This window comes from Streptomyces sp. NPDC102514, assembly GCF_055584525.1.
On record NZ_JBVJLW010000013.1, the window covers coordinates 68397 to 89114 of the forward strand.

General features: G+C 67.3%; 24 protein-coding genes and 2 pseudogenes. 5 read left to right on the forward strand and 21 right to left on the reverse strand.

The window, feature by feature from the left end:
- The first annotated feature begins 150 nt into the window (after positions 1 to 150).
- Positions 151 to 987: a helix-turn-helix domain-containing protein gene (locus tag ACZ60E_RS29340; protein ID WP_469444358.1), complete on the forward strand. Its 837-nt coding sequence runs from the start codon at positions 151 to 153 to the stop codon at positions 985 to 987.
- 8 nt (positions 988 to 995) lie between these two features.
- Positions 996 to 1178: pseudogene (locus ACZ60E_RS29345) on the forward strand (DUF397 domain-containing protein); the annotation flags it as partial.
- Positions 1179 to 1273: 95 nt separating this feature from the next.
- On the opposite strand, the gene glmS reads toward ACZ60E_RS29345, so the two are convergent.
- Together glmS and ACZ60E_RS29355 are read right to left on the reverse strand one after the other, a co-directional pair.
- Entirely contained in the window at positions 1274 to 3121 is a 1848-nt protein-coding gene (glmS, locus tag ACZ60E_RS29350) for a glutamine--fructose-6-phosphate transaminase (isomerizing) (RefSeq protein ID WP_384801290.1), read from the reverse strand.
- A 103-nt stretch (positions 3122 to 3224) separates the two neighbouring features.
- Entirely contained in the window at positions 3225 to 3476 is a 252-nt protein-coding gene (locus ACZ60E_RS29355) for a hypothetical protein (RefSeq protein ID WP_384801287.1), read from the reverse strand.
- Positions 3477 to 3642: 166 nt separating this feature from the next.
- Here ACZ60E_RS29355 and coaA point away from each other — a divergent pair, with 166 nt between their 5' ends.
- A complete protein-coding gene (gene coaA / locus ACZ60E_RS29360; RefSeq protein WP_210882058.1) occupies positions 3643 to 4632 on the forward strand; it encodes a type I pantothenate kinase in 990 nt (329 codons plus the stop codon).
- 42 nt (positions 4633 to 4674) lie between these two features.
- On the forward strand, positions 4675 to 5598 hold the full coding sequence (locus tag ACZ60E_RS29365; RefSeq protein ID WP_469444361.1) for a DUF389 domain-containing protein: 924 nt from the start codon (positions 4675 to 4677) through the stop codon (positions 5596 to 5598).
- A 211-nt stretch (positions 5599 to 5809) separates the two neighbouring features.
- Here ACZ60E_RS29365 and glmM read toward each other — a convergent pair whose 3' ends face one another.
- The 3 genes from glmM to rplM form a co-directional block, all read right to left on the reverse strand.
- Complete coding sequence (gene glmM, locus ACZ60E_RS29370) at positions 5810 to 7168, reverse strand: phosphoglucosamine mutase (RefSeq protein WP_453791343.1); 1359 nt, start codon at positions 7166 to 7168, stop codon at positions 5810 to 5812.
- A 396-nt stretch (positions 7169 to 7564) separates the two neighbouring features.
- Positions 7565 to 8089: a 30S ribosomal protein S9 gene (rpsI, locus tag ACZ60E_RS29375; protein ID WP_425924248.1), complete on the reverse strand. Its 525-nt coding sequence runs from the start codon at positions 8087 to 8089 to the stop codon at positions 7565 to 7567.
- A gap of 46 nt (positions 8090 to 8135) precedes the next feature.
- The gene (gene rplM, locus ACZ60E_RS29380) at positions 8136 to 8579 is read right to left on the reverse strand and encodes a 50S ribosomal protein L13 (RefSeq protein ID WP_369233862.1); all 444 of its coding nucleotides are present in this window, start codon (positions 8577 to 8579) and stop codon (positions 8136 to 8138) included.
- Positions 8580 to 8958: 379 nt separating this feature from the next.
- Between rplM and ACZ60E_RS29385 the strand changes: the two genes are divergently transcribed.
- Positions 8959 to 9828 carry a hypothetical protein gene (locus tag ACZ60E_RS29385; RefSeq protein WP_384801278.1) on the forward strand — a complete coding sequence of 290 codons (870 nt, stop codon included), beginning with the start codon at positions 8959 to 8961 and terminating at the stop codon, positions 9826 to 9828.
- Positions 9829 to 9946: 118 nt separating this feature from the next.
- On the opposite strand, the gene ACZ60E_RS29390 is transcribed toward ACZ60E_RS29385, so the two are convergent.
- From ACZ60E_RS29390 to rplR, 16 genes and pseudogenes are all read right to left on the reverse strand, one after another.
- On the reverse strand, positions 9947 to 10699 hold the full coding sequence (locus ACZ60E_RS29390; protein ID WP_469444364.1) for a polyprenol monophosphomannose synthase: 753 nt from the start codon (positions 10697 to 10699) through the stop codon (positions 9947 to 9949).
- Between the two features lie 4 nt (positions 10700 to 10703).
- Positions 10704 to 10901: pseudogene (locus ACZ60E_RS29395) on the reverse strand (UDP-glucose 6-dehydrogenase); the annotation flags it as partial.
- Between the two features lie 246 nt (positions 10902 to 11147).
- Entirely contained in the window at positions 11148 to 12005 is an 858-nt protein-coding gene (truA, locus tag ACZ60E_RS29400) for a tRNA pseudouridine(38-40) synthase TruA (protein WP_384801269.1), read from the reverse strand.
- Positions 12006 to 12150: 145 nt separating this feature from the next.
- Positions 12151 to 12666, reverse strand: coding sequence for a 50S ribosomal protein L17 (rplQ, locus tag ACZ60E_RS29405; protein ID WP_384801266.1), 516 nt, complete (start codon positions 12664 to 12666; stop codon positions 12151 to 12153).
- A gap of 218 nt (positions 12667 to 12884) precedes the next feature.
- Positions 12885 to 13907 carry a DNA-directed RNA polymerase subunit alpha gene (locus ACZ60E_RS29410; RefSeq protein ID WP_003966937.1) on the reverse strand — a complete coding sequence of 341 codons (1023 nt, stop codon included), beginning with the start codon at positions 13905 to 13907 and terminating at the stop codon, positions 12885 to 12887.
- A gap of 123 nt (positions 13908 to 14030) precedes the next feature.
- A complete protein-coding gene (gene rpsK / locus ACZ60E_RS29415; RefSeq protein WP_003956432.1) occupies positions 14031 to 14435 on the reverse strand; it encodes a 30S ribosomal protein S11 in 405 nt (134 codons plus the stop codon).
- A 69-nt stretch (positions 14436 to 14504) separates the two neighbouring features.
- Positions 14505 to 14885: a 30S ribosomal protein S13 gene (gene rpsM / locus ACZ60E_RS29420; RefSeq protein ID WP_328495912.1), complete on the reverse strand. Its 381-nt coding sequence runs from the start codon at positions 14883 to 14885 to the stop codon at positions 14505 to 14507.
- A gap of 216 nt (positions 14886 to 15101) precedes the next feature.
- Positions 15102 to 15215 carry a 50S ribosomal protein L36 gene (gene rpmJ / locus ACZ60E_RS29425; RefSeq protein ID WP_003998809.1) on the reverse strand — a complete coding sequence of 38 codons (114 nt, stop codon included), beginning with the start codon at positions 15213 to 15215 and terminating at the stop codon, positions 15102 to 15104.
- A 56-nt stretch (positions 15216 to 15271) separates the two neighbouring features.
- Entirely contained in the window at positions 15272 to 15493 is a 222-nt protein-coding gene (infA, locus tag ACZ60E_RS29430; RefSeq protein ID WP_003948620.1) for a translation initiation factor IF-1, read from the reverse strand.
- Between the two features lie 340 nt (positions 15494 to 15833).
- Complete coding sequence (map, locus tag ACZ60E_RS29435; RefSeq protein ID WP_385832569.1) at positions 15834 to 16670, reverse strand: type I methionyl aminopeptidase; 837 nt, start codon at positions 16668 to 16670, stop codon at positions 15834 to 15836.
- A 101-nt stretch (positions 16671 to 16771) separates the two neighbouring features.
- Positions 16772 to 17482 (reverse strand): adenylate kinase, encoded by a 711-nt coding sequence (locus ACZ60E_RS29440; protein WP_384801259.1) that lies wholly within the window; start codon positions 17480 to 17482, stop codon positions 16772 to 16774.
- Positions 17482 to 18795, reverse strand: a complete 1314-nt coding sequence (gene secY, locus ACZ60E_RS29445) for a preprotein translocase subunit SecY (RefSeq protein ID WP_210882047.1) — start codon at positions 18793 to 18795, stop codon at positions 17482 to 17484. Before secY ends, ACZ60E_RS29440 begins: the two co-directional genes overlap by 1 nt.
- A gap of 248 nt (positions 18796 to 19043) precedes the next feature.
- Entirely contained in the window at positions 19044 to 19499 is a 456-nt protein-coding gene (gene rplO / locus ACZ60E_RS29450) for a 50S ribosomal protein L15 (RefSeq protein ID WP_107022203.1), read from the reverse strand.
- A 2-nt stretch (positions 19500 to 19501) separates the two neighbouring features.
- Positions 19502 to 19684: a 50S ribosomal protein L30 gene (rpmD, locus tag ACZ60E_RS29455; RefSeq protein WP_107022202.1), complete on the reverse strand. Its 183-nt coding sequence runs from the start codon at positions 19682 to 19684 to the stop codon at positions 19502 to 19504.
- A 2-nt stretch (positions 19685 to 19686) separates the two neighbouring features.
- Positions 19687 to 20289 carry a 30S ribosomal protein S5 gene (gene rpsE / locus ACZ60E_RS29460; RefSeq protein ID WP_055513610.1) on the reverse strand — a complete coding sequence of 201 codons (603 nt, stop codon included), beginning with the start codon at positions 20287 to 20289 and terminating at the stop codon, positions 19687 to 19689.
- A gap of 42 nt (positions 20290 to 20331) precedes the next feature.
- Positions 20332 to 20715, reverse strand: coding sequence for a 50S ribosomal protein L18 (rplR, locus tag ACZ60E_RS29465; protein WP_107022201.1), 384 nt, complete (start codon positions 20713 to 20715; stop codon positions 20332 to 20334).
- Positions 20716 to 20718 lie beyond the last annotated feature (3 nt).

Genomic DNA, 20718 nt, shown 5'->3' on the forward strand with positions numbered 1-20718 from the left:
GAGTGGTGCGCTTCCGGAGCCCCGAAAGTGGCGCAGGGTGTGCGTCGCATCACCGAAAGTAGACCTTAGATTTAAGCTTTAGCAACTGGACCGCGTAATCTGACTCCGAACGAGTCACGACGGCAGGCGCGTTGAGTCAGGGAGCGGCCGATGAGTGCAAGGCGCGAACCAACAGCACGACAGATGCGCTTGGCGGTCGAGCTGCGCAGGCTCCGCGAGGCAGCAGGGCTCAGCGCCCGCGAGGCAGGAGCACTGCTCGGCGTGAACTCTGTCCAGATCAGCCAGATCGAGCTGGGCACTTCCGGCGTGAGCGAGAAACGGCTCCGCCGCCTCGCGTCGCACTACGCGTGCACGGACACGGAGTTCATCGACGCCCTGGTCCGCATGGCCACGGATCGGACACGCGGTTGGTGGGAGGAGTACCGGGGCCTGCTGCCCACGTCGTTCCTGGACCTGGCCGAGCTGGATCACCACGCCACGTTCATGTACGAGGTCGCGGTCCTGTACGTACCAGGCCTCCTCCAGACAGAGGGCTACGCGCGAGCGGTCTTTTCAGCACGCGTCCCGCAACTCGCGCACGAAGAGCTGGAGTTGCGCGTTCAACACCGGTTGAGGCGCCAACGGATCACCAAGCCCTACGAGTTGCTGATCCACGAGGCGGCCCTACGCATCAGAGTCAGTGACCGCGCCGCCTCCCGGACACAGCTCGCCAAACTCCTCGATCTTTCCGAGGCGGACAACGTCACCGTGCGCGTCATCCCCTTCGACCTCGACGATTTCGCCAGAGCCGCCAGCACGATGACGTACATGGGCGGAGACGTACCCAAGCTGGACACCGTGGTACGTGACGTACCCCACGGCTCAGCTTTCATCGATTCCGATGCGCAACTCAGTGCGTTCCGCATGCGCTTCCGTAAGGTGAAAGACGTGTCGCTCAGCCCCGAACGGTCTCGCGACTTCATCAATCGACTGGCAAAAGAGCTGTGAGGAACCCCGTGGACAACTGGCGGAAGTCGTCCTACTCGGGCCCAGACGACGGCAATAACTGCGTAGAGATAGCGAACTCATCCACCCAAGTCGCCGTCCGAGACTCAAAAACCCCGGCAAGGGGCACCCTCACCTTCCCGGCCGGAGTCTTCGTCCCCTTTCTCGACGCCCTCACCCAGCCCGTCCGGCGTTTGAGGACCGGGGGTTCGGGGGCCGGCCCCCGAGTCAGTGACGGGCAGGGTAGGGGCGGCGGGGACGAGGAAAAGCCGCCGGACCACGAGGGGCGCTATTCCACCGTCACCGACTTCGCCAAGTTGCGCGGCTGATCCACCTCGTTACCCCTGGCGGTAGCCAACTCGCAGGCGAAGACCTGGAGCGGCACCGTCGCGACCAGTGGCTGCAACAGCACCGGTGTCGCGGGGATCCGGATCAGGTGGTCCGCGTAGGGGACCACCGTCTCGTCGCCCTCCTCCGCGATCACGATCGTCCGCGCACCCCGTGCCCGGATCTCCTGGATGTTGGAGACGATCTTGTCGTGCAACACCGAGCGCCCCTTCGGCGACGGCACCACCACGACCACGGGCAGGTCGTCCTCGATCAGAGCGATCGGCCCGTGCTTCAGTTCACCCGCCGCGAAGCCCTCGGCGTGCATGTAGGCCAGTTCCTTCAGCTTCAGCGCGCCTTCCAGGGCGACCGGATAGCCGACGTGCCGGCCCAGGAACAGCACGGTGTTCTTCGAGGCCAGGGAGCGCGCCAACTCCCGTACCGGCTCCATCGTCTCCAGGACGCGTTCGACGTCCTCCGCGATGCGGGACAGGTCGCGTACGACGGCCCGGATCTCGTCGCCCCACTTCGTGCCGCGCACCTGGCCCAGGTACAGGGCGACCAGGTAGCAGGCGACGAGCTGCGTCAGGAACGCCTTCGTGGAGGCGACCGCCACCTCGGGCCCGGCGTGCGTGTAGAGGACCGCGTCCGACTCGCGCGGGATCGTCGAACCGTTCGTGTTGCAGACGGCCAGGACCTTCGCGCCCTGCTCCCGCGCGTGCCGCAGCGCCATCAGCGTGTCCATGGTCTCGCCGGACTGCGAAATGGCGATGACCAGCGTCCGCGCGTCCAGGATCGGGTCCCGGTACCGGAACTCGCTCGCCAGTTCCACCTCGCACGGCACCCGTGTCCAGTGCTCGATGGCGTACTTGGCGATGAGCCCGGCGTGGAAGGCGGTTCCGCAGGCCACCACGACGACCTTGTCGACCTCCCGCAGCGCGCTGGGCGCGATCCGCACCTCGTCGAGGGTCAGCGAACCGCTCGCGTCGATACGGCCGAGCAGCGTGTCGGCGACCGCCTTCGGCTGCTCGGCGATCTCCTTGAGCATGAAGTAGTCGTAGCCGCCCTTCTCGGCGGCGGACACGTCCCAGTCGACGTGGTAGGAGCGGGTCTCGGCCGGTGAGCCGTCGAACCCGGTGACGTGCACGCCGTCGCGCCGCAGTTCGACGACCTGGTCCTGACCCAGTTCGATCGCGGACCGGGTGTGCGCGATGAACGCGGCGACGTCCGAGGCAAGGAAGGCCTCGCCCTCCCCGACGCCCACGACGAGCGGCGAGTTCCGCCGGGCGCCGACCACCACGTCCGGCTCGTCGGCGTGCGCGGCCACCAGCGTGAAGGCCCCTTCGAGGCGCCGGCACACCAGCCGCATGGACTCGGCGAGGTCGGCGCACGCGGAGAACTCCTCGGCGAGCAGATGCGCGACGACCTCGGTGTCCGTCTCGGAGGAGAGCGCGTGCCCCCGCTCGGCCAGCTCGGCCCGCAGCTCCGCGAAGTTCTCGATGATGCCGTTGTGGACGACCGCGACCCGTCCCGCGTTGTCGAGATGCGGATGCGCGTTCGCGTCCGTCGGGCCGCCGTGCGTGGCCCAGCGCGTGTGTCCGATGCCGGTCGAACCGGCCGGCAACGGCCGTTCCACCAGCTCCTTCTCCAGGTTGGCGAGCTTGCCGGCCTTCTTCGCCGCCGCCATCCCGCCGTCGGCGAGCACCGCGATGCCCGCCGAGTCGTACCCCCGGTACTCCAGTCGCTTCAGTCCGGCGACCACCACATCGAGCGCCGACTGCGACCCCACGTATCCCACGATTCCGCACATGACGGCAGCCTAGGGGCCGATATGCGCCCGGCCGAGGCACCGCGTGCCCGATATCGGAAATTCCCGGGCCGCGAGCCGAGCCACGGGCCGAGCCGGGGGCCGGCTACCGCTCCCCGCGCTCGATGCGGTCGATCGCGTCCTGCACCATCCCGAGGTACTCGACCTCCTCGCAGCGCGGCTTGCTGCCCATCCGGTAGAGGTCGATGCAGTCGTAGAGGTACTCCCCCAGATCCTCGTCCGGCAGGTCGACGGCCAGTTCACTGCACACCTGGCCCGCCGTGTCGGCCGGACCGGGCCCGCCTCGGCGCCCGGCTCTTGTGCCCACCAGGCCACGCACTCGGAAACGTACGGTCATGACGACCATCCCCACCACCGGCGTCCCGGGAGGCGGCTCGCTCCCGGGTGGGCGGCACGCTATGCCCGTACGCCCCCGCCGGTCCAGGGTCCGGACGCGCTCGAACAAAGGCCCGGCGTGACGGACTCCACCCGACGGTTCGTTCAAACTCCCGTAACAATGGACTGTGATCTCATCGGTCTCCTCGTTGCCGCGGAGCGCCCACCGGCCCAGGCCGGAGGCGACTCCCTACGTCGACCTCACCCGTGCTCAGTGGAGCGCGCTGCGTGAGAAGACACCCCTTCCGCTGACCGCCGAGGAGGTGGAGAGACTGCGCGGTCTCGGCGATGTCATCGACCTCGACGAGGTACGGGACATCTATCTGCCGCTGTCCCGGCTCCTGAACCTCTACGTGGGCGCGACCGACGGCCTGCGCGGCGCCCTGAACACCTTCCTCGGTGAGAAGGGGTCGCAGTCCGGTACGCCGTTCGTAATAGGCGTGGCGGGTTCGGTCGCCGTCGGCAAGTCCACCGTCGCCCGCCTCCTCCAGGCCCTGCTGTCCCGCTGGCCGGAGCATCCACGGGTCGAACGGGTCACCACGGACGGCTTCCTGCTCCCCACGAAGGAGCTCCAGGCGCGCGGGCTGATGTCCAGGAAGGGCTTCCCCGAGTCGTACGACCGCCGGGCGCTGACCCGGTTCGTCGCCGACATCAAGGCGGGCAAGGACGAGGTGACGGCCCCCGTCTACTCCCACCTCATCTACGACATCGTCCCGGACGAGCGCCTCACCGTGCGCCGCCCGGACATCCTGATCGTCGAGGGCCTGAACGTCCTGCAGCCCGCCCTGCCCGGCAAGGACGGCCGCACCCGCGTCGGCCTCGCCGACTACTTCGACTTCAGCGTGTACGTGGACGCGCGGGAGGAGGACATCGAGCGCTGGTACCTGAACCGCTTCCGCCGGCTGCGCGAGACGGCGTTCCAGAACCCGTCCTCGTACTTCCGTAAGTACACCCAGGTCTCCGAGGAGGAGGCCCTCGACTACGCCCGCACGACCTGGCGAACAGTCAACAAGGTCAACCTCCTGGAAAACGTGGCCCCCACCCGGGGCAGAGCCACCCTGGTGGTCCGCAAGGGCCAGGACCACAAGGTCCAGAAGCTCAGCCTGCGCAAGCTCTGACCGCACCCGGTCACCGTCACCCGGCACAGCTACCCTGCCCCCATGCTGCACCTGCGCCTGATCACCCCGCCCGACCGGACCGAGGCGGTGATCCACCTGATCGAGAGGACCGTCGGCACGACCCATCTGGCGGTCGTGCCGGGTGCCGCCCGCAACCCCGTCGGCGACCTCGTGCTCGTCGATGTGGCACGCGAGGCGGGCGACGAACTGATCGGCGGGCTGCGCGAGCTGGAGATCGACACGGACGGTTCGATCGCCGTCGAGGACATCGACCTGTCGCTGTCGAAGCACGCGGACCAGGCGGAGGACGACGCACCCGGCGAGGGCGTCGACGCGGTCCTGTGGGAGCAGCTGACGGACGCGACGCACGAGGAGTCGACGCTCTCGGTCACCTACCTGGCCTTCATCACACTCGCCACGATGATCGCGGCCTGCGGTGTGGTCCTCGACAACGCGATCCTGATCGTGGGCGCGATGGCGGTGGGCCCGGAGTTCGGCCCGCTGGCGGGATTCAGCACGGCCGTGGTCCGGCGCCGGCCGCGCCTGGCGCTGCGCTCACTGACGGCCCTGCTCGTGGGCTTCGCGGTGGCGATGGCCGTGACCGTGCTGTTCAGCCTGCTGATGGACGGGCTGGGCCTGTTCACCGAGGACATGCTGGAGGGCGACCGGCCCAACACGGCCTTCGTCTACGCCCCCGACGCGTTCTCGTTCGTCGTGGCGGTCCTCGCGGGCATCGCCGGCACGCTCTCCCTGACCTCGGCCAAGTCGGGCCTCCTGGTGGGCGTGGCCATCTCCGTCACCACGGTCCCGGCCGCCGCCAACGCGGCGGTCGCCCTCAGCTACGGAGACACGTCCCAGACCGCCGGCTCCACGAACCAACTCCTCCTGAACCTGGCAGGCATCACCCTGGCAGGCACCCTGACCCTCCTGACCCAAAAATACCTCTGGTCAAAACAGAGGCGCTAAGGGCGCAATCTTTTAGGGGGCGCAGCCCTCAAGGGGCGCGGGGAACGGCGCAGTCTTTCGCCTTCAGGGGCGCGGGGAACGGCGCAATCTTTTAGGGGGCGCAGCCCCCAAGGGGCGCGGGGAACGGCGCGACCAGCCACAACGCACCCGCACCCCGCAACGCTCCCCGAGCCCCCACCCCGGGCCCGGGGCCCAGAACAAAACCCCCGGTTCAACCGAGCGCAGACTTCACCGCATCAGCAAGCCGCCCCGCCACAGACCGAGCCTGATCGATATCAGCAGCCTCGACCATCACCCGCACAAGCGGCTCGGTCCCGGAGGGCCGCAACAGCACCCGCCCGGTCGCGCCGAGCTCCCGCTCGGCCTCGGCCACGGCGGAAGCCAGCTCCGCGGACGTGGACACCCGCGACCGATCGACATCGGGCACATTGATCAGCACCTGCGGCAACCGCTCCATCACGGACGCGAGGTCCCGCAACGTACGCCCGGTCTGCGCGACCCGGGCCGCCAGCAGCAACCCCGTCAGCGTCCCGTCCCCGGTGGTCGCGTGATCCAGGATGATCACGTGCCCGGACTGCTCACCGCCGAGCGCGTAGTCGTGGCGCTTCATCTCCTCCAGCACGTACCGGTCACCGACCCCGGTCTGAACGAGGGACACACCTTCACGCTCCATGGCCAGCTTGAACCCGAGGTTCGACATGACCGTGGCGACCACGGTGTCGGACCGCAGCTCGGACCGCTCCCGCATCGCGAGGGCGAGCACGGCCAGGATCTGGTCCCCGTCGACCTCCGCACCGGTGTGGTCCACGGCGAGGCACCGGTCCGCGTCACCGTCGTGCGCGATGCCGAGATCGGCGCCGTGCTCGATGACGGCGGCCTTGAGCAGGCCGAGGTGGGTGGAGCCGCAGCCGTCGTTGATGTTGAGGCCGTCGGGTTCGGCGCCGATCGTGACGATCTCGGCGCCCGCGCGCGTGAAGACCTCGGGCGAGACCCGTGCGGCAGCGCCGTGCGCCTCGTCGAGGACGACCTTCAGACCGTCGAGGCGGTTCGGAACGGCGGCGAGGAGGTGGGCGACGTACTTCTCGAAGCCCTCCTCGTACGAGCGGACGCGCCCGACGCCGGAGCCGGTCGGCCGGTCCCAGGGAGCGCCGGTGCGGTGCTCCTCGTAGACGGACTCGATCCGGTCCTCCAGCTCGTCGGCGAGCTTGTGCCCGCCGCGGGCGAAGAACTTGACGCCGTTGTCCGGCATGGCGTTGTGGCTCGCGGAGAGCATCACACCGAGGTCGGCGCCGAGGGCGCCGGTGAGATACGCCACGGCGGGGGTCGGCAGGACGCCGACGAGCAGCACGTCCACTCCGGCGCTGGCGAGGCCGGCGACCACGGCGGCTTCCAGGAACTCCCCGGACGCACGCGGGTCCCGTCCGACCACCGCCGTCGGCCGGTGGCCTTCGAAGGTTCCCGCTTCGGCCAGTACGTGCGCCGCCGCCACGGAGAGGCCGAGCGTGAGCTCTGCCGTCAGATCCGCGTTGGCGACACCACGTACGCCGTCCGTCCCGAAGAGTCGTCCCACTGGTGTCCTCCGAACTTGCTCAGGCTCGATCAGTCTTGATCAGAATGTGCGACACGGCGTGCAACACGATGTGCTGCACGTGCGCCACGTACGGCCGCGTACGGCCACGTACGCCACCATGTGCGGCTCGGCCGAAGGTCCCGCCCCGGCCCGGCACACGTCAGGTATATCCCCCGGGCCTGTCTGTCTCCCACGCCTGTTCCAAGGCTGTGGCCGAAAGGCCGCGGCACGCGGCTGCGACACCCGACCGGGGCACGCGACACGTGCCCCACCGGGTACCCCACAGCCTCTGACCCACGAGCGGTGCCACAGGTTGTGCCACAGATCGTGATAAACGAACGCCCCGGCGACACAGAACGTGCCGCCGGGGCGAGTCGTGCAAACAGCGAGCGGGATTTAGCGCTTGCTGTACTGCGGGGCCTTACGGGCCTTCTTGAGACCGGCCTTCTTGCGCTCGACCGCACGGTCGTCACGCTTGAGGTAACCGGCCTTCTTGAGGGCGCCGCGGTTGTTGTCCACGTCGGCCTCGTTCAGCGCGCGGGCCACGCCGAGGCGCAGGGCACCGGCCTGACCGGAGACGCCGCCACCCGAGATACGGGCGACAACGTCGTAGCGGCCGTCGAGTTCGAGCACCTTGAAGGGCTCGTTGACTTCCTGCTGGTGCACCTTGTTCGGGAAGTAGTCCTCGAGCGTGCGCCCGTTGACCTTCCACTTGCCGGTGCCCGGGACGATCCGGACGCGGGCGATGGCGTTCTTGCGACGGCCCAGGCCGGCGGCCGGCTGCGGGTCGCCGAAGCGGCCCGCGAGCGACTCCGAGGTGTACTCGCCCTCGACTACGGGGGCCTCGGACTCGGTGGTGTAGCTCTCGACATCGACAGCCTCGGTCTCTTCGACCGGCTGCTCAACGGTGGTCTCGGCCACGATTCTCCTCAGATTCTGTTCAGTCTTAGGGGGGTGGTGGCCGGAACTACTGCGCGACCTGGGTGATCTCGAACGGCACCGGCTGCTGTGCAGCGTGCGGGTGCTGGTCGCCCGAGTAGACCTTCAGCTTCGAGAGCACCTGACGGCCCAGGGTGTTCTTGGGGATCATGCCCCGGATGGCCTTCTCGACGGCCTTCTCGGGGTTCTTCGCCAGCAGCTCGTCGTAACGGACGGAGCGCAGACCACCCGGGTAACCGGAGTGGCGGTACGCCAGCTTCTGGGTCTTCTTGTTGCCGGAGAGGTGCACCTTGTCGGCGTTGATGATGATGACGAAGTCACCAGCGTCGACGTGGGGGGCGTAAATCGGCTTGTGCTTGCCCCGCAGGATGTTCGCGGCAGTGGTGGCCAGACGACCCAGGACGACATCCTGGGCGTCGATGACGTACCACTGGCGAGTGATGTCGCCGGGCTTGGGGCTGAACGTACGCACGGTCATGCCTTCGCTTCTTCAGTGAGTGGGTCCTGACAATGGGCCACCACGGACGATGCACGACAGCCCTGGCGGACATCGGGACGCAACCGAGTCCTGCCGCTGGTCATCGGCCCGGTGGACCGGTGTAAGGGCCCCTCACGTGAGAATGAGCAAGCCAATACACATAACGAACCGCAAGAATACCTTCGGTGGCCCGTACGGGTCAAAACGCGTGCCGGAGGGCAGGCGCTCACCGGGTCCGAGACTACCCGAGGCCTCCGAGATGCCCCCTTGCTCTCATTTTGCTCTCATTCGGGCTTGACACATCAGTGCTTCGAGTGCTGCGGGAGAGGACCAGCGGATCCCTTGTCCCCTTGTCCCGTCTAAGATGCGGCCCATGAGCTTTGGGCAGGGGGGACCCCAGTGGGGTTCCGGGGGATCGGGTTCTCAGCCGCCGCAGTGGAGCAATCGGTCTCCCGACTGGGCGGCGCTGGCCGAGGCGTCCGAAACGCGTAACCGGCGTCGCAGGTGGATGCTGGTCGGCGGCGGCGCCCTGGCCACCATCGCCGTGGGCGCGGCCGTCGCGGTGGCCGTGGTGTCGGCGGACGGCAAGGACCAGGCCTCCAACAAACCGGCCTCCGAGCTGCCCGCCTCCGCGGACATCCCCTCGGACACCGCCGGGACCGGTCCGTCCTTCGAGGCGACCTCCGCGCCGCCGCCGCTGGACCCGAAGGACTTCATATCCGATGTGAAGAAGGACACCGCGACGCTCGCGCCGGACATCCTCTTCCCGGGCACCCAGCTGACGATGGGCGAGACGGTCTACAAGAAGGGCGCGATGGCGTCCACGAAGAACTGCGCGTCGGCGGCCCAGGGCACGCTCGGCCCGGTTCTCACCAAGAACGACTGCACCCGCCTCATGCGCGTCACGTACTCGAAGGACGGGGTGGCCGTCACCGTCGGTGTGGCCGTCTTCGACAACGAGGCGAAGGCGCTCAGGGCGAAGACCGACGCCGACAAGCAGAGCGTCGTCCAGTCCCTCACCGGTGAGGGCGTCCCCGTCTTCTGCCGCTCAGCGATCTGCCGCTCGACGACGAACTCGTACGGCCGCTACGCCTACTTCACGGTCGCCGGCTTCACCAACGCGAAGGACGTCACCGAGAAGGACGCCAAGGTCTTCACCACAGGCGACGACCTGGCCGAATTCACCTTCCGCCAAATCCGCCGCAGAGGCGAGGCCCAGGCTTCAGCAGCAGCCAACGGATAAGGGGCGCGGGGAACGGCGCAATCTTTTGCCTTTAGGGGGCCGCAGGCCCCCAAGGGGCGCGGGGAACTGCGCGACCGGCCCCCACGCACCCGCACCCGAAGCCCCCCCCGACCGAAGGTCAGTCCCTCTTAAGACGCAACTTGACCGGCACCAACGCCGACTCCAGCTGCGTTCGAAGAGTCATCTTCGAAACCCCTTCGGTCCGCTCCTCGAACCGAATGGGAATCTCCACCGCACTGTGCCCGGCCCGAACGGCCTTGTACTTCAGCTCGACCTGAAAGCTGTACCCCGCGCTGTCCAGCGAGTACAGATCCACGTCGTTCAACGCCCGCGCGGACCACAGATTGAACCCCGCGGTGACATCCCGGATCTTCGTGCCGAGCACGGTCCGCGCATACCGGTTCGCGAACCGCGACAACAGCACGCGATGCGCCCCCCAGTCCTCGTCGAGCGAACCCCCTTCGACGTACCGGCTCCCGATGACCAGCCCGACCTCCGAGGCCACGGCGGTGCCCAGCATGCGCGGCACGGCCTCCACGGGATGGCTGCCGTCGGCGTCCATCTGCACCACGTACTCCGCGCCCTCGTCGACCGCGGCGGTCATACCCGCCACGTACGCGCGCCCGAGCCCGTCCTTCTCGGTGCGGTGCAGCACGCTCATCCGGCGCCGCCCGTCCGCGTTGTACTTCTCCGCCAGCTCCTCGGCGATCCGGCCCGTACCGTCCGGACTGGAGTCGTCCACCACCTTCAAGTGCAGCCCGCTGAGCGGCAGTTGAAGCACCGCTTCGGCCATTCTCGGCAGATTGGCGGCCTCGTTGTACGTGGGCATCACGATCGTGACGCGCACGTCGTCGAATGTCTCGTACGTCATGTCCCTAACCCTCCCCACCCGGCGCGGGTCTACCCGGCGCCCGGAACTCCCAGCCCGCCGCGGCCCATGTGGCCATGTCGAGCGTCCCCCTGCCGTCCACGATCCGCGGACGGGAGACCAAGGTGCGGGCCCACTCGGGAGCGAGCTCGCGAAACTGCGGCCATTCGGTCAGATGCAACACAAGATCGGCTCCGCGCAGCGCCGGATGCACAGCAGCACGGCCCGGCTGATCCAGGCCTGCCGCCGGCTCGCCGCCCATGTCCCGGCCCGCCTCGGGCGGGACGGGGATGCGGTAGGAGGGCTCGGCGGGCGTCTCGACGGTGCGCAGCGCGTACGTCGGCCGGTCCTCGCGCTGCCGCTGACCGTGCTGCTGCGGGTACGCGGCCTGCGTGCCGTACCCATGAAGACGCAGGCGGGGGCGGGGCTCCTCAGCAGCATCCGCGGGTGTTCAGCAGCACGCGGCTCCCGGCAGGGTCCGTCGGTTGCGGGCCTCCTTGTTCCGCGCGGCGAGCAGCTCGTCGGCCGGATATCCGACCTCCTCGAGGGTCAGCCCGTGCGGCCGCACCACATGCACGGCGGAGTCCCGCACGCCCGCGGCCAGTACCTTCGCCGGCCAGTCGGCCCCGCGGTGCCCGTCACCCACGAAGAGCAGCGCCCCGATCAGCGACCGCACCATGTTGTGGCAGAAGGCGTCGGCCCGCACGGTGGCGGTGATCACACCGTCGTCCCCCCGTTCGAGCCGCAGCTCCTGGAGCGTACGGATGGTCGTCGCGCCCTCGCGCTTCTTGCAGTAGGCGGCGAAGTCGTACTCGCCGAGCAGCCCCCGGGCCGCCTCGTTCATGGCGTCGACGTCGAGCGGCCAGTCGTGCCACAGGACATGGCTGCGCAGCAGCGGGTCGACCCCGCCGGGGTTGTCGGTGACGCGGTACGCGTACCGCCGCCACATCGCCGAGAACCGCGCGTTGAACCCGCTCGGCGCCTCGGCCAGGGCCCACACCCGTACGTCCTTGGGCAGCCGTCCGGCCATCCGCTTGAGCAGCTTCTCCTGGTGCTCGGCCCACAGCTCCTCGGGCAGATCGACGTGCGCCACCTGCCCCCGGGCGTGCACGCCGGCATCGGTTCGCCCGGCCACGGTCAGGTCGTAGTTCGTCCCGCCCGACCGCGTGACGGTCCGCAGCGCGTCCTCGATCTCTCCCTGCACGGTCCTGCGGCCACTGGCCTGCTTGGCCCACCCGGAGAACTCGCTCCCGTCGTACGAGACGTCCATCCGGACCCGTACATGCCCGGCCGCCACTTCGTCACTCACCCAGAAATCCTCTCAGGAACACGAAAGCGGGCCCGCTCCAAAAAGGAACGGACCCACTCAAGCAAGCCCCCGAAGGGGCGCGGGGAACTGCGCGACCAGCCACGACGAAGCCGCAGCCGCCGACAAGCAGTCCCCCGCAGAACGCTTACGCGTCCTTGGACTCCTCGGCAGCCTCGTCACCCTTGGCCACGTCGACCTTGGCGTCCTCGACCGGAGTCTCCTCGGCCTTGGTCTCGACCTCGGCGTCCTTCGCGGAGCGCTTCGTCGCCGCCTCGGCCTCACCGGTGGCCTGCTGGGCCACGGTCAGGGCCTCCACCAGCTCGATGACCGCCATGGGCGCGTTGTCGCCACGACGGTTACCGATCTTGGTGATACGGGTGTAGCCACCCGGGCGGTTCTCGTAGCGCGGGCCGATCTCGGTGAAGAGCGTGTGCACGATGCTCTTGTCCGTGATGATCGACAGCACCTGACGGCGGTTGTGAAGGTCGCCCTTCTTCGCCTTGGTGACCAGACGCTCGGCGTACGGCCGCAGCCGGCGGGCCTTCGCCTCGGTGGTCGTGATCTTGCCGTGCTCGAAGAGCGACTTCGCGAGGTTCGCGAGGAGCAGCTTCTCGTGCGCGGCGCTGCCGCCCAGACGGGCACCCTTGGCAGGCTTCGGCATGGTGTTTCTCCTAGGTGTCTGCCCCGGCCGTATCAGGTACCGAGGTCAGTGTCCGAGCAGGCGATCGCCTGTCGAAGATCCGACCACCTCTTTCAAGGTGCCCGGAGGACCCGCGCCCCTGGCTTTTCGCCTTGGGGGCGCGGGGAACTGCGCGACCAGCCGAAGCCCGCCCGCAGCCACAACTCAACCGGTCCGGCGAAGCGATCTCGCGGGGCGGCTCAGTACTGCTCGGTCTCCACGAACCCGGCATCCGCGTCGTCGTCCGCACCGAAGGCGTCCGCGGCAGCGGTGGGGTCGAACCCGGGAGGCGAGTCCTTGAGCGCAAGACCCATGCCCGCAAGCTTGGCCTTGACCTCGTCGATGGACTTCGCACCGAAGTTACGGATGTCGAGCAGGTCCGCCTCGGAGCGGGCGACGAGCTCACCCACGGAGTGGATGCCCTCACGCTTGAGGCAGTTGTACGACCGAACGGTGAGCTCAAGCTCCTCGATCGGCAGGGCGAGATCAGCGGCGAGGGCGGCGTCCGTCGGGGACGGGCCCATGTCGATGCCCTCGGCGTCGATGTTGAGCTCGCGCGCCAGACCGAACAGCTCGACCAGGGTCTTACCGGCCGACGCCATGGCGTCACGGGGACGCATGGCCTGCTTGGTCTCGACGTCGACGATCAGCTTGTCGAAGTCGGTGCGCTGCTCGACACGAGTCGCCTCGACCTTGTACGTGACCTTGAGAACCGGCGAGTAGATCGAGTCGACCGGGATGCGCCCGATCTCCTGACCGACCTGCTTGTTCTGCACGGCGGAGACGTAGCCGCGACCGCGCTCGACGGTCAGCTCCATCTCCAGCTTGCCCTTGCCGTTGAGCGTGGCGAGGACGAGGTCGGGGTTGTGCACCTCGACACCGGCGGGCGGGGCGATGTCGGCGGCGGTGACGAGACCGGGTCCCTGCTTGCGCAGGTACATGACGACGGGCTCATCGTGCTCGCTGGAGACGACCAGCTGCTTGATGTTGAGGATGAGGTCGGTGACGTCCTCCTTGACACCCGGCACGGTGGTGAACTCGTGCAGGACGCCGTCGATCCGGATGCTGGTGACAGCGGCACCGGGGATCGAGGAGAGGAGCGTACGACGGAGGGAGTTGCCGAGGGTGTAGCCGAAGCCCGGCTCCAGCGGCTCGATCACGAACCGGGAGCGGAATTCGTCGACGACCTCTTCGGTCAGCGACGGGCGCTGAGCAATAAGCATGCTGCGATCCTTCAGTCATGGGCACCCACTATTTGATGCCCTGCTGGTACTGCAAGGGTACGGGCGGCACGCCTCCGAAGAGCCGTACCGCCCGAACCCAGGAAAAACTAAGACAACCGTGCGTCAGACGCGACGGCGCTTGGGCGGACGGCAGCCGTTGTGCGGCGTGGGCGTCACGTCCTGGATCGAGCCGACCTCGAGGCCGGTCGCCTGCAGCGAACGGATGGCGGTCTCACGACCGGAACCCGGACCCTTGACGAAGACATCGACCTTGCGCATGCCGTGCTCCTGCGCGCGACGGGCGGCCGACTCGGCGGCCATCTGCGCGGCGAAGGGAGTGGACTTGCGCGAGCCCTTGAAGCCGACGTGGCCGGCGGAGGCCCAGGAGATCACGTTGCCCGAGGGGTCCGTGATCGAGACGATGGTGTTGTTGAACGTGCTCTTGATGTGCGCGTGGCCGTGAGCGACGTTCTTCTTTTCCTTGCGGCGCACCTTCTTGGCAGCGCCCTGACGACCCTTGGGGGGCATCTATAACTCCTACGGGGAGGTGGTCGGTCCTACAGCGAAGACCGCTGATGAAGCGTTGTCCGCTGAGGACTACTTCTTGCCCGGCTTCTTCTTGCCGGCGATCGCGCGACGCGGGCCCTTGCGGGTACGAGCGTTCGTGCTGGTGCGCTGGCCGTGGACGGGCAGGCCACGACGGTGGCGCAGGCCCTGGTAGCAGCCGATCTCCACCTTGCGGCGGATGTCGGCCTGAACCTCACGGCGGAGGTCACCCTCGGTCTTGAAGTTGCCGTCCACGTACTCGCGGATCCGGACCAGCTCCTCCTCGGAGAGGTCACGGACGCGAGTGTTGGGGTTGACGCCGGTGTCGGCCAGCGTCTTCTGCGAGAGGGTTCGGCCGATGCCGAACACATAGGTGAGGGCAACCTCCACGCGCTTTTCGCGCGGGATGTCAACACCGGAAACGCGTGCCATTCAATGGCTCCAGTTGTCGTTCGGAGGTCTTCCACAGAACCGGCTCCCGCCCGCCGTCGTCTTCCGAGGTGAACACCTCGAAGATTCGGTACGAACCGGGTCCCCGGCCTCCGACCGGGGGTGTCGGATCACTGCGCACAGTGGATCCGGGCTCTGCGTATGAACATGTTCGTGCGTCGCGCGAAGTTCTGCGGGTGCAGAAGGTGCGGTCGTGCGTCAGCCCTGGCGCTGCTTGTGGCGCGGGTTTTCGCAAATGACCATGACCCGGCCGTGACGGCGGATCACCCTGCACTTGTCGCAGATCTTCTTGACGCTCGGCTTGACCTTCATGGTGAGGTTCTCCGGGTCAGTGCCATGACCTCGCGGAAGCGAGGCACAGGCAAGATCTACTTGTACCGGTAGACGATCCGGCCACGCGTCAGGTCGTACGGAGACAACTCCACCACGACCCTGTCGTCAGGGAGGATGCGGATGTAGTGCATACGCATCTTGCCGCTGATGTGTGCCAGAACCTGGTGGCCGTTCTGGAGCTCAACCTTGAACATGGCGTTCGGAAGAGACTCGACGACAGTGCCCTCGATCTCGATGGCACCTTGCTTCTTGGCCACGCTTCGCCCTTCGAATCGACTACCTTGATCGACTCCGCGCTTACCACATGCAGACATGCGGATGCACGAGAGCCGACGAGTCAGTCTACGCCAGGGCCCCCGGAAAGACGAATCGAGAAAGTCTGCCCCACGTTCAAGATCCCTAAGCAGAGACCCGCCCCAAGAGGGGCGCGCTTTCAGGGTCGCGGGGAACAGCGAAATCTTTTAGGGGCGCGGGGAACGGCGCAGTCTTCCGCCTTCGAAGGGGCGCAGCCCCTGAAGGGGCGCGGGGAACGGCGCGACCAGCCCCCACCGAACCCGCACCCGCCCCCCAAGGGGACCCGCCTCCCCGGAGGGCGCCCTACGCCAGAGGATCAGGCGCGGCAGTGATCCCGTACTCCGCAAGCTTCGCCTTACCCCCGTCAGGGGAGGTAAGGACAAGCGGCCCCGCATCGGTCAGAGCGACAGAGTGCTCCCAGTGGGACGACCACGTACCGTCCGTGGTGATGACGGTCCAGTCGTCCGCGAGCACCTCCGTCCGAGGCGTCCCCAGCGAAACCATCGGCTCGATGGCGAGGCAGAACCCGGCCACCAGCTTCGGCCCCTTCCCCCGCCGCCGCTCGACGTAGTTCAGCAGATGCGGGTCCATGTGCATCTCGGTCCCGATGCCGTGGCCGCCGTAGTCCTCGACGATCCCGTACTTGCCGCCACCGGGCTTCGGCTGGCGCCGGATGTACGTCTCGATCGCCCGGGACACGTCGACGAGCCGGTTCCCCAGCTTCATCGCCGCGATCCCCGCCCACATGGACTCCTCGGTCACCCGCGACAGCTCAAGGAGCTCCGGAGCGTGACCGGAGCCCACGAAGGCCGTGAACGCCGCGTCCCCGTGCCAGCCGTCGATGATCGCGCCGGCGTCGATCGAGATGATGTCCCCGTCCTTCAGGACGACGTCATCGGTCGGGATGCCATGGACGACGACCTCGTTGACCGAGGTGCAGATCGTGGCGGGGAAGCCCCCGTAGCCGAGGAAGTTCGACTTCGCGCCGTGCTCGTCGAGCACCTTGCGGGCGACCTGGTCGAGATCCCGGGTCGTGGCACCGGGTACCGCGGCTTCCCGCGTCGCACGGTGGACGGCGGCGACGACCAGGCCCGCCTCACGCATCTTGGCGATCTGCTCGGGGGTCTTGATCTGCACCATGGGGGCCCGCGCTCTCCGTCTTCTCTGCCTACTGGGTTACGTACACAACAGTACGGCCGCGGCGCCCAGGGAGGGCACCGCGGCCGAACCGGTCGGGACGACTACTTGTCGCCGTCGCCCCGGCTGTCGTTCTTGTCCTCGTCGCGCTGATCCTTGCCCTCGGACTGACCCTTGAGGGCGTCCATCGCACGCTTGGTGACCTCGTCCACCTTGCCGAGCGCCGAGATCGTCACCACGAGGCCCTGGGCCCCGTAATAGTCGATGATCGGCTCGGTCTGGGTGTGGTAGACCTCCAGGCGCTTGCGGACGGTCTCCTCGGTGTCGTCGTCGCGCTGGTACAGCTCGCCGCCGCAGACGTCACAGACGCCTTCCTTCTTCGGCGGGCTGTACGTCACGTGGAAGACGTGACTCGACTCGTTGCGGCAGATGCGGCGGCCGGCGATGCGCTTGACCACCTCGTCCTCGGGGACCTCCAGGTCGAGCACCCCGTCGAGTTCCACACCATCGGCCTTGAGGGCCTGGTCCAGCGCCTCGGCCTGCGAGACGTTCCGCGGGAAGCCGTCGAGCAGGAAGCCGTTCACGGCGTCCGGCTGCTCCATGCGGTCCTTGGCCATCGCGATGGTGACCTCGTCCGGTACGAGGTTGCCCTCGTCCATGTACGACTTCGCCAGTTTGCCCAGGTCGGTCTGCTGGCTGATGTTCGCACGGAAGAGGTCGCCCGTGGAGATGTGCGGGATCGACAGGTTCTTGGCGAGGAACGCGGCCTGCGTTCCCTTGCCCGCCCCGGGCGGCCCGACGAGGACGATTCGCATCAGCGGAGGAACCCTTCGTAATTGCGCTGCTGGAGCTGGCTCTCGATCTGCTTCACCGTCTCCAGACCGACACCCACGATGATCAGGATGCTGGTGCCACCGAACGGGAAGTTCTGGTTTGCCCCGAAACCAACCAACGCCATCGTCGGTACGAGAGCGATCAGGCCCAGATACAGCGAACCCGGCCAGGTGATCCGGTTGAGTACGTATCCCAGGTACTCAGCGGTCGGCCGACCGGCCCGGATGCCCGGGATGAAGCCACCATACTTCTTCATGTTGTCCGCGACTTCTTCGGGGTTGAAGGAGATGGCCACGTAGAAGAAGGCGAAGAAAACGATCAGCAGGAAGTAGGTGGCGATGTAGATCGGGTGGTCGCCCTTGGTCAGGTTCTGTTCGATCCAGGTCTTCCAGCCCGAGGTCCCACCTGCGAACTGAGCCACCAGCGCCGGGATGTAGAGCAGCGAGGAGGCAAAGATCACAGGGATGATGCCCGCCTGGTTCACCTTCAGCGGGATGTACGTGGACGTACCGCCGTAGGACCTGCGGCCGATCATCCGCTTCGCGTACTGGACCGGGATGCGGCGCTGGGCCTGCTCGACGAAGACCACGAGGCCGACCATGACGAGGCCGACCGCGATGACGGTGCCGAACTCGATCCAGCCGTCCGCCAGGTTGCCCTGCTGCTTGATGGCCCACAGTGCCGACGGGAACGTGGCGGCGATCGAGATGAACATGAGGATCGACATGCCGTTGCCGATGCCGCGGTCGGTGATGAGCTCACCGAGCCACATGACGACGGCCGTACCGGCGGTCATGGTGATGACCATCGTGATGGTGACGAAGATCGACTGGTCCGGCACGATCTGGTTGGCCACCGGGCAGCTGGTGAAGAGCGCGCCGCTGCGGGCGGTGGCCACGAGGCCGGTGCCCTGCAGGATGGCCAGCGCGACCGTCAGATAACGCGTGTACTGCGTGATCTTCGCCGTACCCGCCTGACCCTCCTTCTTGAGGGCTTCCAGGCGCGGGATCACCACGGTCAGCAGCTGCAGAATGATGCTCGCCGTGATGTACGGCATGATGCCCAGTGCGAAGATCGTGATCTGCAGCAGAGCGCCACCGCTGAACATGTTGACCAGACCGAACAGGCCCTGGTTCTGGCTCGCGTTGTCGATACAGATCTGGACGTTCTTGTAGTCGACACCGGGGATCGGGATGTGCGTACCCACCCGATAAACCACGATGATGCCGAGCGTGAAGAGCAGCTTCTTGCGCAGGTCGGGCGTCTTGAACGCCCGGGCGAACGCGGTGAGCACGGTGCCTCCTGCGACCCCCGCGCAAGTGCGCCAGAGGTGACGGTCTTGAGGTTCGACGAATAAGTAACGGACAGCTAACTAACAGTCAGAAGCCACCTGGAGTTCCCTGGCGGCACACCGGGCGAAAATTAGCAGCGCAGGCCACCTTACCGGCGACACCGCTCCCCTAGGAACGACCAACCGGGGATGCCCCTTTTGTGGGGCATCCCCGGTCGGGATCGCTCAAGTCATCGAATCGCCTGAAGAGATCAGATCAGCTCGGTGACGGTACCGCCGGCGGCGGTGATCTTCTCCTTGGCGGAGCCGGAGACGGCATCGACCGTCACCTGCAGTGCCACGGAGATCTCGCCCTGGCCGAGGACCTTGACGAGGCTGTTCTTGCGAACCGCACCGTTGGCGACGAGTCCCTCGACGGTGACCTCGCCACCCTCCGGGTACAGCGACGCCAGCTTGTCGAGGTTCACGACCTGGTACTCGGTCTTGAACGGGTTCCGGAAGCCCTTGAGCTTCGGAAGGCGCATGTGGAGGGGCATCTGGCCACCCTCGAAGCGCTCCGGAACCTGGTAACGGGCCTTCGTGCCCTTGGTACCACGACCGGCCGTCTTACCCTTGGACGCTTCACCACGACCGACTCGCGTCTTCGCGGTCTTGGCGCCCGGGGCGGGACGGAGGTTGTGGATCTTGAGCGGGTTGTTCTCCGCCATGATCAGTCGACCTCCTCAACCGTCACGAGGTGGCGGACGGTGTGAACCATTCCGCGGAACTCGGGGCGGTCCTCCTTGACGACCACATCGTTGATCCGCTTGAGACCAAGCGAACGAAGGGTGTCACGGTGGTTCTGCTTGCTGCCGATGAACGACTTCTTCTGCGTGATCTTGAGCTGGGCCATGATTACGCACCCGCTCCCGCACGTGCACGCAGGAGAGCCGCGGGGGCGACGTCCTCAAGGGGCAGACCGCGGCGGGCCGCGATCTCCTCGGGACGCTGCAGACCCTTGAGGGCCGCCACGGTCGCGTGCACGATGTTGATCGCGTTGGAAGAGCCCAGCGACTTCGACAGGATGTCGTGAACGCCGGCGCACTCCAGGACAGCACGCACCGGGCCACCGGCGATGACGCCGGTACCGGGGGAGGCAGGCTTGAGCAGGACGACGCCCGCGGCCTTCTCGCCCGTGATCGGGTGCGGGATGGTGCCCTGGATACGGGGGACCTTGAAGAAGTGCTTCTTGGCCTCTTCAACACCCTTGGCGATCGCGGCCGGCACCTCCTTGGCCTTGCCGTAACCGACACCCACGGTGCCGTCACCATCGCCCACTACGACCAGCGCAGTGAAGCTGAAGCGACGACCACCCTTCACAACCTTGGCGACACGGTTGATCGCGACGACACGCTCGACGTACGCGGTCTTCTCGGCAGCTGCGCCGCCGTCACGGCCCTTCCGGTCCCGCCGCTCGCCGCCACCGGCACCGCTTCCGCGGCGCTGGGGTCCAGCCATTGGAATTACCTCTCTCTGTTTCCGCTAGCTACGGAACAGGACTCAGAACTTGAGTCCGGCTTCGCGGGCGGCGTCCGCCAGAGCGGCAATGCGCCCGGCGTACTGGTTTCCACCACGGTCGAATACGACAGCCTCGACACCGGCGGCCTTGGCGCGCTCGGCGACCAGGGCGCCGACCGACTTGGCCTGCTCGGACTTGTCGTTCTCGCCGCCGCGGATGGTCGTGTCCAGGGTGGACGCCGACGCGAGGGTGTGACCCTTAACGTCGTCGATCACCTGGGCCACGATGTGGCGGTTCGAGCGCGTCACGACCAGGCGAGGCCGCTCAGCCGTACCGGAGATGTGCTTCCGGATGCGGATGTGACGTCGCTTGATGGCAGCACGCTTGTAAGCGTCGCCCTTAGCAATCTTGACACCGTATGCCATGGC